The organism is Mesorhizobium tianshanense, assembly GCF_007830515.1.
GTDB classification, from domain to species: domain Bacteria; phylum Pseudomonadota; class Alphaproteobacteria; order Rhizobiales; family Rhizobiaceae; genus Mesorhizobium; species Mesorhizobium tianshanense.
On the sequence record NZ_VLKT01000036.1, the window covers coordinates 17,237 to 31,204 of the forward strand.

The following is a 13,968-nucleotide window of genomic DNA, read 5'->3' on the forward strand; positions in this document are numbered from 1 at the left end:
CCTCAGTGCAACGACAGGCTCGTGGATCTCAGGCACCGTTTTCTGTTCACGGGAAGCCGCGGCCGCAAACAGGGGCAAAGGTTCATCGCGAAGCGCCTTGATTGCCCAGAGCGCGTCGCGGCGGGCAAGGTTCAGATCCGGCAAAAAAGCGTCGGCCTCGGCGAGCTGGACCAGTGAAGCCGCCGGCGCGCCGGCGCGGCGCCACAGATCGTCGACCGAGAGGAAAGGTTCATCGGCCCGCGCCGCGACGATCGCGGCCGCGTCATCATTGGCGAGACCTTTCACCATCCGCAGGCCGAGCCGGACAGCGAAGCGATCTTCGGCATCAGTCGGCTCGAGCGTGCAATCCCAGCGGCTGGCATTGATGCAGACGGGGCGCACCTCGACGCCATGATCGCGTGCGTCGCGCACGATCTGGGCCGGCAGATAAAAGCCCATCGGCTGCGAGTTCAAGAGCGCCGCACAGAAGACATCGGGATGCCAGCATTTCATCCAGCTCGAGGCGTAGGCGATCAGCGCGAAGGAGGCGGCGTGGCTTTCGGGGAAGCCGTAGCTGCCGAACCCTTCGAGTTGCGAGAAGGTCTTTTCGGCGAACTCCTGGGTGTAGCCGTTGGCGATCATGCCGTTGACCAGCTTGTCGCGGAATTTCGAGACGCCACCGGTGTGCTTGAAGGTGGCCATGGCACGGCGCAGCTGGTCGGCCTCGCCAGCGGAAAAGCCGGCGCAGACCATCGAAACCTGCATCGCCTGCTCCTGAAACAGCGGCACGCCGAGCGTCTTACCGAGAACGCGCTCGAGCTCTGGTGTCGGAAATGTCACCGCTTCCTTGCCGTCGCGCCGGCGAAGATAGGGATGGACCATGTCGCCCTGAATCGGGCCGGGGCGAACGATCGCGACCTCGATGACCAGATCGTAGAATGTCCGGGGCTTCATGCGCGGCAGCATCGACATCTGCGCGCGGGATTCGATCTGGAACGTGCCGAGCGTGTCGGCCTTCCTGATCATGGCATAGGTGCGCGGGTCCTCGGCCGGGATCGTCGCCAGGTCGAGTGTGACACCCTTGTGCTCGGACAGGAGATCGAATGACCGCTTCATCGCTGTGAGCATTCCGAGCGCCAGCACGTCGACCTTCATGAACTTGAGGGCGTCGATATCGTCCTTGTCCCATTCCACGACCTGGCGATCCTTCATGGCCGCCGGCTCGATCGGCACGAGATCGTCGAGGCGATCATGCGTCAGGACAAAGCCGCCCGGATGCTGCGAGAGGTGGCGCGGTGTGCCGGCAAGTTGCGCCGCCAGTTCGAGGGTCAGCCGCAGCCGCCGATCGCCGAGATTGAGGTTGCTCGCGGGCGCGCTGCTCGTCGACTGCCTCGCCATGGCCCCAGATCTGCGAGGACAGCAGTTTGGTCATGTCCTCCGGCAGGCCGAGCGCCTTGCCAACATCCCGAACGGCGCCTTTCGTCCTGTAGCGGATGACAGTCGAGCAGAGTGCTGCGTGATCGCGACCGTAGGTCTCGTAGACCCACTGCATGACGATCTCGCGCCGCTCATGCTCGAAATCGACATCGATGTCGGGTGGCTCGCGCCGCTCCTGGCTGACGAACCTCTCGAACAGGAGGTTGTTGCGTTCGGGATCGATCGAAGTGATGCCAAGCACATAGCAGACGGCCGAATTGGCGGCCGAGCCGCGGCCCTGGCAAAGAATGTCCTGGCTGCGAGCGAAGCGGACGATCGAGTTCACCGTCAGAAAGTACGGCGCGTAGTCGAGCGTCTCGATCAGCCTGAGCTCGTGTTTCAGGATGCCGACCACCTTGTCGGGCAGACCCTCGGGGTAGCGGCGGGCGGCACCTTCCCAGGTCAGCTTTTCCAGCGCCTGCTGGGCGGTGAGGCCCGGCATCGTCTTTTCCTGAGGGTATTGGTAGGCGAGCTCGTCCATCGAGAAGCGGCAGCGGTCGGCGATTTCCACCGTGCGCGCCAAGGCCTCGGGATAGCGGCTGAAGAACCGCGCCATCTCGTCACCCGGCTTGAGGTAGCGATCGGCATGACGTTCGCGCCGAAAGCCCGCATCATCGATGGTGACGTTGTGGCGAATGCAGGTGACGACATCCTGCATCATCCGCCGGGCGGGCTCATGGAATAGCACGTCATTGGTGATGACCGTCGGCACACGCATCGCGGCCGCCAGGTTTGCCAGCTCGTAAAGCCGGAGCTGGTCGTTGGGTCGCCGACGAAGCGTCAGCCCAAGATAGGCGCGATCGCCGAAGGCCTCACGCAGCCGCCGCAGACGAACGGCGCAAAGATCATCGGCCTCGTCGGGAACGAGCACCGCGATCAGTCCTTCCCCATAGACGACGACGTCATCCCATTCGAGATGGCATTTTGCTTTGCCCGCCCTGCCCTTGCCGAGCGACAGCAGGCGGCAGAGACGCGAATAGGCTGGTCGGTCGGTCGGGTAGACCAGCAACGACATGCCGTCGGCGAGATCGAGGCGACAGCCGACGATCAGCCGGACGCCTGTCGTCTTCGCCGCTTCGTGTGCGCGGACGATGCCGGCAAGCGAATTGTGGTCGACGACAGCCAGCGCCTCGATGCCAAGCAAAGCCGCCTGCGCGAACAGCTCTTCGCAGCTGCTCGCCCCACGCAGGAAGCTGAAATGCGAGGTGACCTGCAACTCGGCATATCGGGTTCCACCAATCATCCGAAGATCCCGTGCATGAACCATTTGTGCGATCCGGTCGCGGCATCCTCGCCGTCGCCGGCGCGGTAGACCCAGTAGCGCTCACCGTTCTCGTCCTCGACCTGGAAATAGTCCCTCACCGCCGCGAGCTCGGCGTCGCGCTTCCACCATTCTCCGAACACACGCTCCGGCCCGTCCGCCCGTTTCACGCGCCGGCGAACGCCGCGCCAGGTGAAGGTGACGGGTGGATGATCGGGGAGAAGTGCCACCGTCTCGATCAGCTCGGGCTGTGGCAGCAGCCGCGACGGGCGTGGCCAATGGCCTGGCCAGCCCTCGCCGGTGTCGGGCGCCATTGGCGCAATACGTTGAACCGAGCGTTCGGGAACGTCGCTCTGCACCGGGGCGAAGCGATAGAGCCGGTCCTCGCCGACACGGTTGGCGAGGATGTCTATTACCTCCGAGACATCGAGTTCGGGCACCTCAGCGAGAGAAGAGATCGTCTGCTTCGCCCGCAGCGGCTCGGCAGCAAGCGCGGCAAGCCGCATCTGCTCAATGCCGAACCCAGGATCTATTGTCTCAATTTTGTCGGTGAGAAGCCGGGTCAGGCGCTTCGTGTCACGAACCGGCATTGCTGTGCCGACACCGATCGCCTCGATGCGATTGTCGACACGGAAGAACAGAAGATCGAGCCGGCGTGCACCAAGCCCTCGCATCTCGAGTTCGGCGCAGAGCTCGGCCACCAGCTTGCCCGTATAGCGGGCGATCGTCTCGGCAGCGCCGATCGGTTCGGCAAAATTGCGCCGCACTTCGACGATCTCCTCCGGCCGGATCGGCTCGATCGGTTCGCTCACCCGTCCGAACGCCTGGTCGAGGCGCCGGCCGGGTTCGGGTCCAAAACGCAGGGCCAGCGACGCGCGAGGCGTGCCGGCAAGGTCCGCGATTGTCTCGAAGCCGAGCCGTCGCAGACTATCGATCGTCGCGGCGGGAAGGCGAAGGGCAGCGATCGGCAAAGGCAGGATCGCCTGGGCAATTTCGCCGGACGGTACCACAAGGGTCTGCCGTCTACTGAAGCGGGCCAGTGCGTGGGCTGCGCCCCAGCTGTCGGCGACCGCGGCGCGTGCTGCAAAACCCGCTGCGCCAAGACGGTCCACCATATCGGTGAGCATTGCCGCCTCACCGCCATGCAGATGATCGGCGCCGGTCGTGTCGATCACGAGGCCGTCCGGCGGATCGGCCGCAGCGATCGGCGCATAACGGCGCAGTGCCCACAGCGCCAACCGCTCGAGCGCCATGGCGTCCGCGTCGGACTCGGCATCATGAATCGCGAGGCCAGGCACCAAAGCCTGTGCCTTGCTCGCCGGCATGCCGATACGCAGGCCGGCGGAGCGAGCTGCTGCATCAGCGGCGAGCACAACACGACGACGACCGTCACGGCCGATAAGAACGAGCGGCGTCTCAGGCGGAGGCGCGGCGTCGCCCGATTTCCTTCTGAAGCGGTCTGTCGACCACAACGGAAGGAAGAGCGATACGACCCTTGGCATCGCATGCCTCCACTGTAAAATCTGCACTCTCTCCTGCACGGCATCGGATCAGTTCAAGCTGCCAGCGCGCACGCCCGACGCCCTGAACGGGCAATGGCGCCGACGGCAGGACCGACACCCGCCAGCGGGTTTCGGCGGCTGTAGGCTGACCAAAATCGGTTGCCTCCGTCTGTCGGCGCCAGCGGCGAATGGCGATGCCGATCGCGCCGGAGCTTTCGGCGGCGAGCTGAAGCCGCCGTGAGGCCGTCATCGAAAGCCGGGCTATCTCGGCAACGACAGCACCAAAGCCACCACGAAGGCCCTCTTCGAAACAGGCGAGAACAGATTTCTCGTCGCCGGCTTCGACATAGATCACCCTTCCCGGAGGCAGGCCGGCCTGCTCGATCGCCGGCGCAAACAGGTCTGGCCGGGTAACGCACCACAGGACCTTGCCCGCTGTTCGTGCGGCAATACCCGCTGCAAAGAGTGCCGCGGCCGCGCCATCGACAGCACCATTCCCGCCGCCCGCGACCTCGTGCAGGCCGCCAAAAGCTAGTCCCCCTCCCGGCAGAACCCTGTCGATCGCAGCCACCCCGAACGGCAAAACCGTGCGGGCGCGTACGTTTCCGCCTTCGAGACGCGCGATGCGGTCTCGAAGCTCGGAAATGGCAGCAGGGGGCGCCGATACACTCATCTGACCCTTGAAACGCGGAAAGCCTGTGATATGTTCTACATTTGTTCTTGTCTTGATCGAGAGTCAATCGGGATGATGTCGTGCCCCTACGGAAGGCGAAAGCGTCGATGCTCCCGAACAGCAATGGAGGCAGGTGATGACCATCACCATCCGTGTCGAAGGGGCGCAGCCGGAAGAAATCGTGCGCGGCCTGCTCGCCGCCCAGGAAGTGTTCGACAAGGCCAGCGTCACGCCTGACCAGGCAGCGATGGCGCGTTTTGTCGTCGAGGGTTGGGACATCCGTGGCTTTGCCGGCAAAGTGCCCGAGGAAGAACTCGCGATCTGCACCGTCTGGGACGAAGCTGACCAGGCGGCGGTCCAGGCCTGCTGTGCGGGCTGGCCTGCCGACAAAGTGCCACGTTCGGCCGAACTCGAGCTTGTCCGGGAACCGCAGCGTTTCAGGTTCACATCGGAGGAAGAGCGTAGCGAATGGCTGTTTCAGACAGCCGATGCCGGCATTCTCGAGGAGATGTGCGAGGAAGGCTACTTTAACGACGGTCGCCCCGAAGATGAGGTCGCGTTCCTGCTCGATGATTGGGATTTCGAGCGGCTGACGGAGGGGCAGCGGAAACTATACGATGAGCGCATCTATCCGCTGATGCGCATCTGGTTCTTCGAGCGTGAGCGTTTCGAAGGCGAGTATGCTCGCCGGCGCGAAGAGTGGCCGCGAGATTTGCCGCACGATAATCGTCAGCTGAGCCTATTTGCCGCGTGAGCCGATCTGACGTCACGTCAATCCTCAGTGGGTCCCCGGGCTATCGCGCCGGCGAGATCACCTTCTGCCACACGCCGACGTTATTACCGCTGAGGGGATAGAAAAACTCCCCCACCCGATTGAAGGCACATTTGGCAAAGAGCCCTTCACTCGCAGCATTGTCCCGTCGAATTGTGCATTGAAGCAGTCGGCCGTTTTCGGTCACGGCTTTCTTTTCGGCTTGGTCGAGCAGTTTCTGACCGTAGCCCCGGCGAAGAAAGTCATCGTGCACCGTCAAATGGTCGACCTCGAACTGATACCACTGCATGCGCTTGAGCTCTAGGCACGCCGCCACGTCTCCAGACTCCGTGACTTCGTAAAGGTAGTTTTCGGCGGATTGCAGGACTTTCTCCGCGTCGTAATGAACGACAAGCTTGTTGTGCTCATTCAGCAGTTCGGCAATCTGCTTGGCATGTTTCTCGTCCACGACATTATTCCATGTCCAGGTCAGAGATCAGCTCCGACGGAGCTTTCTCCTTCCGAAGAACTTCGAGTCTCGGGATGACATCCGCCAATTTTAGCCTCGCCTCGTAGAGGTCGACGTTGCGTTGAAGATTAAGCCAGAATTCCGGGGTCGTGCTGGTCACAATTGCCAGGCGCAACGCCATATCGGCGGTCACCGCTCTGCGACCATTCACAATCTGATTGACCGAAAACCTAGAAACCAGCAGTGCTCGCGCGAGTTGGTCCTGGGTGATCGACCCCGGAGTAAGGAAACGCTCGTGCAGGACTTCCCCCGGCCTGACTGGCGAGGCCGGAACAAATCGACTCTGCATTTTCATGCGTATGTTCTCCGAATGTTTACCGCCGCTCCAAGCGGATAGCGAAGGCGCCTTCTCCTTCCACCCAATCGAACGTCAGGTACCACTTTCCGTCGACCTGCACTCCCAATCTCCCCGTGGAATTCGGCCACCTGAAAATCGGTCCATACACGTCGACATCCTGCAAGCTGCGGGCGGCGAGCAGGGGATGTGCAATCTTGTGGGCCTTGACTGAAAGGTGTTGCTCCACGCCCGCGGCGAACCGCGTCCAGTAAATTTCCTCGATGATATCGTCTGCAAATCGTTCCATGTTCCAACCTCTGAGATGCCTGGGCAAAAGCCACAGGCACCGCGTCGGCGCCTGGGCGTCGATCGCTGAAGGTTGACGGAGGAGGGGTGCCGGTCCGCAGAAGAAACGCCAGAATCCATTCTCTGGTGTGAGGCGACGTATTCTGGCGAGGCCGGCTTTTGACATACGTCCATCTGACTGTGGACTTGCTCGCAACCTCACTCTCCAGCGAATGCCGAAAGATCGACAACAGAGAGGTTGAAACGGTGTTGGAAATGTCTTCGAGTTCGGCGAGCAGCCGCCCCGCGATCTGCCGAATAGCTCGCTGTGACAGGTCGAGTTGCAAGCTGCCTGAGATGAACGTGCAATGGTGTTGGCCGTCAACTACATAAAGCCGGTCCAGATCGAGCTGAGCAAGTTTCGCCAGTACGTCCGTTCCCGTCGATGCCTGTCCAATGACGCGGCAATTAAGCGAGGAGTTTGCAAGCTCGTGAGGAGGCGTGATCAGTACGTCGAGATCGTATTCTTCGGCCTGCCGGATGCCGTGATAAAAGCGCCAGAACAGGCGTTGGGACGCCGCTGTCTTCTCGGGACGCGCCCATGTGAGCAGAGTATCGCGGAGAGAGTCCTCAACCTTGGTGCCCGCCACGGCGATTTGGGCGCGTTGGAGGTAGGCATCAAGCACGACCGCAGAGCTCTCCAGCCTCTGAGGGCTAGACTGCCCAAGCTCTGCTTGGAGGACCGCCCGATCAAAAATAGGAACAAACGGCGACAGCGTGCCCGTTTCGATGCCCCCGGCGATCGCCCTTGTCCATTTCACGGTGGTGTTCATAGTGGCTATGTAATGCACATCATTACAATTTGCAAGCATCGCGCACTGCCTCCTTCCCGCATTGCGAACAAAACAGGAATCTGTGATCGTCCGAGCTGATAGCTCGGGATGATTCGATCTGTGACTGCTGCGGCTGCCTATCTGGAAATGCTGAATGTTGAGCAGCGGCGTGCCGTCGAGCATGGCGTCATCGATGCAAAGACAATGATTGCCGCTCCACTTCTCATCATCGCCGGCGCCGGATCAGGAAAGACCAACACGCTTGCCCACAGGGTCGCCCACCTGATCGTTGGCGGCGCCGATCCACGCCGCATCCTGCTGATGACATTTTCGCGCCGTGCAGCAGCTGAGATGTCGCGGCGGGTCGAGCGGATCTGCAACCGCGTCTTCAACGGCAATGGCGGCGTGATGTCGGATGCTTTGACCTGGGCTGGCACTTTCCATGGCATCGGTGCACGGCTTTTGCGCGATTATGCCGAGCAGATTGGGCTCGATCCCGCATTCACCATCCACGATCGGGAGGACAGCGCAGACCTGATGAATCTTGCTCGGCACGAGCTGGGATTCTCAAAGACGGAAAGCCGTTTCCCGACTAAGGGCACCTGCCTCTCCATCTATTCCCGCACTGTGAAGCCGCTCGACGAGATCTTGGGGACTTCTTTCCCATGGTGTGCGGGCTGGTCGGCGCAGCTGCGCGAGCTGTTCGCAACCTATGTCGAGGCCAAGCAGGTACAGAACGTTCTCGATTACGATGATCTGCTCCTCTACTGGGCGCAGGCCGTCAACGATCCGATGCTGGCCGATGATATCGGCAATCGCTTCGACCACATTATGGTCGACGAGTACCAGGACACCAATCGCCTGCAAGCTTCGATCCTGCTCGCCCTGAAGCCGGACGGCCGCGGCCTCACCGTCGTCGGCGACGACGCGCAATCCATCTATTCATTCCGCGCCGCGACCGTGCGCAACATCCTGGAATTTCCAAAGCAGTTCAGCCCGGCAGCGGATACCGGATGATTTGATGAACGCACTTTCTGCACAGTTCGACCTGTTCGACCTTGACCCTGGCTACAGAGAAGCGCCGCGGCGCATTGCGCCGGTTCGACGCGCGCGGCAACTACCCGGCACGAGGCCCAAGACTGAGGATGATCTCGCTCAACTGCTTGAAGATACCGGGCGGTTCAAGATTCTGCGAAAGCTGGTGCCCCGCCCGATCATCGATCGCGCCAATAGGCAGATATCCGCGGCTTGCTGTCCTGGTCGATGTCGAGACGACAGGTCTCAATCATTCCCGCGACGAAGTGATTGAAATCGGCGCCGTTGCCTTCACTTATGATGACGAGGGGATGATCGGCGATGTCGTCGGCGTCTTCAGCGCGCTCCGGCAACCGTCAGGGTCTATCCCGGCAGAAATCACGCGCCTGACCGGCATCACCGACGAGATGGTGGCGGGACAGACTATCGACCTCGTTGCCCTCGATGCACTTATCGAGCCCGCCGATCTCATCATCGCCCACAACGCCGGTTTCGACCGGCCATTTTGCGAGCATCTGTCACCATCGTTCATCCCGAAACCCTGGGCATGTTCGGTGACGGAAATCCGCTGGGCTGATCACGGGTTTGAAGGCAACAAACTTGGTTATCTGGTCGGGCAGTCGGGCCTGTTCCATGACGGACATCGCGCAACCGATGATTGCCACGCCCTCCTCGAAATTCTTGCGAGGCCGATCGCCAGCGGCGACGTAACGCCATTCGCCGAGCTTTACGCCGCCAGCCAACGACTCCGCGTCCGGGTGTGGGCCGAAAACAGCCCCTTCGAGATGAAGGACCATCTGAAGGCGCGCGGATATCGGTGGTCGGACGGGAGTGACGGGCGCCCGAAAGCCTGGTGGACCGAAATCGCTGAAGTGACTCTCGACGACGAACTTCGGTTTCTGCGCGGGGATATTTATCGCTGGCCTGAAGCGGAGCCACTCATGCAACGACTTTCGGCAGCCGACCGCTTCAAATCATCGGTGTAGATACATCTGTTGCCTAGATATGCGACGGGCGACGAGCGCTCGCTGAACGGGACTGTCATCAGACTGTGCGCGCGGAGGGCATGGAGGTCGCATCTTCGCCCCGTAGTCGACCAAGCGAAGGAAAACCCTAGTCTCACTTTGGATAAATACCCCTGAGGTGCTAACGACATTCCAGAATCGTTATCCGCTGCGCTAGGTTTCCTTTAAGCCCACTGGCATCGTAAAATCTAAGGGATCAACTTGTCGATTTCAGGCAATCTGTTCACGCGCGACTACCTTCTCGAAGGAATTCAGCGCACCGAACAATGGAAGAACCTCGAAGATAAAAGCGTAGAGGCGCTGAGGCAGCGCCTTGTGGCGGTTGCCACCAACTTCACAAAAATCGCAAAGCCCAACGAAGCCGAAACCGAAAAAGAGTTCATTTATCCGGTCCTCGAAACCCTAGGTTGGTCGGACTATCAGGTCCAACAAATCCTCTCCCAGAAGGGCCGCAAACAGGTCCCCGACGCACTTCTCTTTGGCGATCCAGTTGCCAAATCATTGGCCGTCAGCGAGGCGCAACAGTGGAAGCGCTTTCAATATGGGTTGGCGGTTCTGGAAGCAAAGAGATGGGGCCGCGCGCTCGATCGCGCGGAGAAAAAGGACCCGAGCGAGGAAGGCGTTCCATCCACCCAGATGCTTCAGTATCTGAGCCGCGTCGATGTACAGACCAACAACAAGGTCCGCCTCGGCATATTAACAAACGGGAATGTTTGGCGACTCTACTTTCAAGGTGCCCTTTCCGTTTCGGAAGACTATTTCGAGGTCGATCTCGCAAAAGCGCTGGAGCTCCCACATCACGACCTGAACCTTTTAGACCGCGCTGACGCCCGGCTCACGCCCGACCGCATCCTGCGTCTATTTATCCTCATGTTCGGGCGGCCGACGTTTCTTCCGATCGAAGGCACGCGCACGTTTCATGACATCTCGCGAGAAGCGGGAAAGAGCTGGGAAGAAAAGGTCACAAAGGATCTCTCCAAACTTGTTTTCGGAGAACTCTTCCCGAAGCTGGTGACGGCCATTGCCAAGCATGATCCGAATCCGCCCGCGGAGATCGAGAGAGGTTATCTCGATGAGGTCCGGCAGGCAGCATTGGTTCTGCTCTATCGTTTGTTGTTCGTTGTTTACGCTGAGGATCGAGATCTCCTGCCCGATCAACGCGAGCCGTATAAATCGTACTCTTTGACAACAATGCGGTTTGACATTGCTGAGCGCATTGCAAAGAAGCAGACGCTGTCGTCCTCAATGGTCACTTACTGGCCCAAACTTTCGGCCGTTTTCAAAGCAATTTCCGAAGGTGACGATTACCTCGGCATTCCGCCCTACAACGGTGGGCTTTTCTCCAAAGATAATTCCTTATTGCTACGTCGGGTCCAACTTCCCGATGATATCGTTTCGGCGCTTATCTATGGCCTCTCTCACCGAGAGGAGGATGGCGCGCCGCGGTATATCAACTACCGCGACCTCTCTGTTCAACAGCTGGGGACTATCTATGAGCGCACCCTCGAATACGATCTGCGCGTTGAGGGTCGCTCGATCACGGTTCAAATCGATGATACCGCCCGTCATGAATCGGGCAGCTATTACACGCCTGATAGCTTGGTTGCGCTCATCATCGAGAAGGCTATTGGCGCATTCGTACAAGACCGACTTCAGGCTTTTCGCGAGCGCGCCGAGGAGCTAAGAAGCGACCAACGGGCAGTCGAAATTCGCCACGCCGAATTGCAAGGGCTGGACCCGGCAAGTCATATCCTGGATCTCAAGATTTGCGATCCTGCGATGGGCTCGGGACATTTCCTAGTCAGCCTCGTGGATTGGCTCGCCGACCGTGTGCTCACGGCCATCGCGGAATCGGAGTCGGTCGTCGACTGGTCGGAAACACCGTATCGGTCGCCCGTACTCAACAGTATCGAGGCCACGCGCCAGGACATTATCAAGCAAGCGACTCAGCATAAATGGCCGTTCGTTATCGAGCACCTGGACGACCGACACATCGTTCGCCGCACAATCTTGAAGCGGTGCATTTACGGTGTAGATCGCAACCCGATGGCCGTGGAACTGGCGAAAGTCGCACTTTGGCTGCACACCTTCACCGTTGGCGCACCGCTTTCGTTCCTAGACCACCATCTTCGCTGCGGAAACTCCTTGTTTGGGTACTGGATTTCCGAAGCGATTGATCGATCGACAAAATGGGGAGGCCAGCTCCTTCTTAACGAGCCGATGAAAAAGGCAATGGCACAGGCCGTCGCGATGCGAAAGCTCGAACATGTCGCCGACGTGGACATTGCCGAGGTACATGAATCCAAAACGCTCTTTGACGGCATCGAACAGGAGACGATGCCGCTCAATACGTTCATCAACACCCTCTACGCCCTGGACTGGCAAACGCTTAACAAGGCGGACGAAGGCGCCATCCGAGCTTGGCTTGACGGACAGTTTGGAGATCCTTTTGACGTGTCCCGCGGTAAGATCAGACTAGGGCCGTCCGACGCAGGTATGGGGCATCCCGGGGCCAAGGATGTCATGCAACGTCTGCCGCCCAAAATCGTCCCGGCCGCCGAGCGGTTTGCCGGATTGCTCAACCGCTCGCGCGAATTCATCGCCGCTGAGCGGTTCCAAAATTGGCAAGTGTCCTTTCCCGGCGTCTGGAAGCAGTGGGAGAATGTGGGCCTCAACGGCGGGTTCGACGCCATCATCGGAAATCCGCCCTACGTTCGCCAGGAGCTAATCAAGGAATATAAGCCCGCCCTAAAACGAGCATTCGCCGCGACGTATGATGGCTCCGCTGATCTCTACGTGTATTTTTATGAGCAAGGGCTCAAACTTCTTCGTCCGGGCGGCCGCCTATCCTACGTTGTGACAAACAAATGGATGCGCGCCGGATACGCGGACGGACTTCGCGATCTGTTCGCCCAAAGCGGCTGGATCGAGTTTGTTGCCGACTTTGGCCACGCAAAAAAGTTTTTCCCTGATGCTGACGTGTTTCCCTCAGTCATAGTCGTGAGGAAGCCGACCAACGTCCTCGCGCCCGACGAAACTCAAGTGTGCGTCATTCCTCGCGATGATGTCCCGGAAAAGGGGCTAGAAGAAGCTGTGGCGAAGGCCACCTACGCTTTGCCGCGAAGCTACTTCACCAAAGATCCTTGGGCGCTTGAACCCCCGGCCGTCGCCGCCTTGCTGACCAAGATCAAAGCGCAGGGTGTGCCACTGAGAAGTGTTGTTCACCGGCTTCCCGTAAACGGCATCAAAACTGGTCTTAACAAGGCCTTCCTAATAGACGCCGCCGAGCATGCCCGGCTGACCGCATCAGACGTAGGATGCGCGCCGATAATAAAACCTTACTTGCGAGGGCAGGATATTCGCCGCTGGCGTTCGCCCGAGAAAACTCAGTTTATGATACTGTTGAAGTCGAGTTCCGACTTCTCATGGCCGTGGTCCGGAAAAAGCGAGGAAGAAGCCGAGAAGGTATTTCAAGCTACTTATCCATCGGTGTATCAACGCATGAAGCGTTTCGAAAGCTATAAAGATCCCAAGACAGGCAAAATCCGCGGTCTTCGACATCGAGAGGATCAGGGGAGGTTCTGGTGGGAATTAAGATCCTGCGCTTACTACGATCTATTTGCGCGACCCAAGTTCATTTATCAGGCGATCCAATTCTACGCGCGCTACACGTTCGAAGAAAACGAAGTCTACGGAAACAATAAGACTTATTTCTTTTCTGCCGAAAATACGGCCCTTTTGGGAGTTCTGAATTCGCCTCTGATGTGGTGGTATGGTTGGCGACATTTCATCCATATGAAGGATGAAGCGCTTTCCAACGATCAGGTTAAAATTGCCGAGCTTCCCATTGCCAGCTCGCTTCTTGAGAACGACGATCTAAAACGCGCTGTCGTCGATCTTATGGACATCGTGAATCAGATCGCTACCGCTGAAAGCAGTATTCGAGAGTGGCTCCATCAGGAATTTGCCATTGAACGGGGCTCACCCCACCTGAAGAACCCCAGCGCGCTATCGCTTGATGAGTTCATCAAAGCGGTCAAAGCAGGTCTCCAACGCGGCCGTAAGCTGACGGCTTCCGAGGTTAGCGAGCTGAAGCGCGAGTACGGCGCCACAATCATCCCGGCGATCAACTTCCGTGCGGAAGCTGCGAGCTTTGAGGGTGTTATTTCTGATATTGTGAATGCGGCTTACGGCCTGACTTCCGAAGAGATCGCGTTGCTGTGGCGATCAGCGCCGCCCCGAATGCCCTTCTTACCAGACGGAGCGACGAGCGACAGCGAAAACAATCCTGCTGAGGACGACAGTGATTAGACGCAACTGGCCAGCCATTGCGAACGTTCGG

At 59.4% G+C, this 13,968-nt stretch carries 7 protein-coding genes and 3 pseudogenes; 4 read left to right on the forward strand and 6 right to left on the reverse strand.

Annotation, left to right across the window (positions count from 1 at the left end; translation table 11 throughout):
* Positions 1-85 precede the first annotated feature (85 nt).
* The 3 genes and pseudogenes from IQ26_RS25350 to IQ26_RS25360 all read right to left on the reverse strand — a co-directional run.
* Positions 86-2,722 (reverse strand): annotated as a pseudogene (locus IQ26_RS25350) (helix-hairpin-helix domain-containing protein); the annotation flags it as partial.
* Positions 2,695-4,218 carry a Y-family DNA polymerase gene (locus IQ26_RS25355; protein WP_145721029.1) on the reverse strand — a complete coding sequence of 508 codons (1,524 nt, stop codon included), beginning with the start codon at positions 4,216-4,218 and terminating at the stop codon, positions 2,695-2,697. The gene IQ26_RS25355 and the pseudogene IQ26_RS25350, both read right to left, overlap by 28 nt.
* Positions 4,133-4,891, reverse strand: a complete 759-nt coding sequence (locus IQ26_RS25360) for an ImuA family protein (RefSeq protein WP_145721030.1) — start codon at positions 4,889-4,891, stop codon at positions 4,133-4,135. The genes IQ26_RS25355 and IQ26_RS25360 overlap by 86 nt, the downstream gene beginning before the upstream one ends.
* A gap of 181 nt (positions 4,892-5,072) precedes the next feature.
* Between IQ26_RS25360 and IQ26_RS25365 the strand changes: the two genes are divergently transcribed.
* On the forward strand, positions 5,073-5,645 hold the full coding sequence (locus IQ26_RS25365) for a hypothetical protein (RefSeq protein ID WP_145721031.1): 573 nt from the start codon (positions 5,073-5,075) through the stop codon (positions 5,643-5,645).
* Positions 5,646-5,685: 40 nt separating this feature from the next.
* On the opposite strand, the gene IQ26_RS25370 is transcribed toward IQ26_RS25365, so the two are convergent.
* The 3 genes from IQ26_RS25370 to IQ26_RS25380 are packed head-to-tail and all read right to left on the reverse strand — an operon-like array spanning position 5,686 to position 7,749.
* Positions 5,686-6,111 carry a GNAT family N-acetyltransferase gene (locus tag IQ26_RS25370; RefSeq protein WP_162458069.1) on the reverse strand — a complete coding sequence of 142 codons (426 nt, stop codon included), beginning with the start codon at positions 6,109-6,111 and terminating at the stop codon, positions 5,686-5,688.
* Positions 6,112-6,115: 4 nt separating this feature from the next.
* Positions 6,116-6,466 (reverse strand): HigA family addiction module antitoxin, encoded by a 351-nt coding sequence (locus tag IQ26_RS25375; RefSeq protein WP_145721033.1) that lies wholly within the window; start codon positions 6,464-6,466, stop codon positions 6,116-6,118.
* Entirely contained in the window at positions 6,463-7,749 is a 1,287-nt protein-coding gene (locus IQ26_RS25380; protein WP_162458064.1) for a hypothetical protein, read from the reverse strand. Before IQ26_RS25380 ends, IQ26_RS25375 begins: the two co-directional genes overlap by 4 nt.
* Here IQ26_RS25380 and IQ26_RS25385 point away from each other — a divergent pair.
* From IQ26_RS25385 to IQ26_RS25395, 3 genes and pseudogenes are all read left to right on the forward strand, one after another.
* Positions 7,675-8,574: pseudogene (locus tag IQ26_RS25385) on the forward strand (ATP-dependent helicase); the annotation flags it as partial. The gene IQ26_RS25380 and the pseudogene IQ26_RS25385 sit on opposite strands and share 75 nt — an antisense overlap.
* A gap of 13 nt (positions 8,575-8,587) precedes the next feature.
* A pseudogene (locus IQ26_RS25390) lies at positions 8,588-9,587 on the forward strand (3'-5' exonuclease).
* A 240-nt stretch (positions 9,588-9,827) separates the two neighbouring features.
* The gene (locus IQ26_RS25395) at positions 9,828-13,937 is read left to right on the forward strand and encodes an Eco57I restriction-modification methylase domain-containing protein (RefSeq protein ID WP_145721035.1); all 4,110 of its coding nucleotides are present in this window, start codon (positions 9,828-9,830) and stop codon (positions 13,935-13,937) included.
* Positions 13,938-13,968 lie beyond the last annotated feature (31 nt).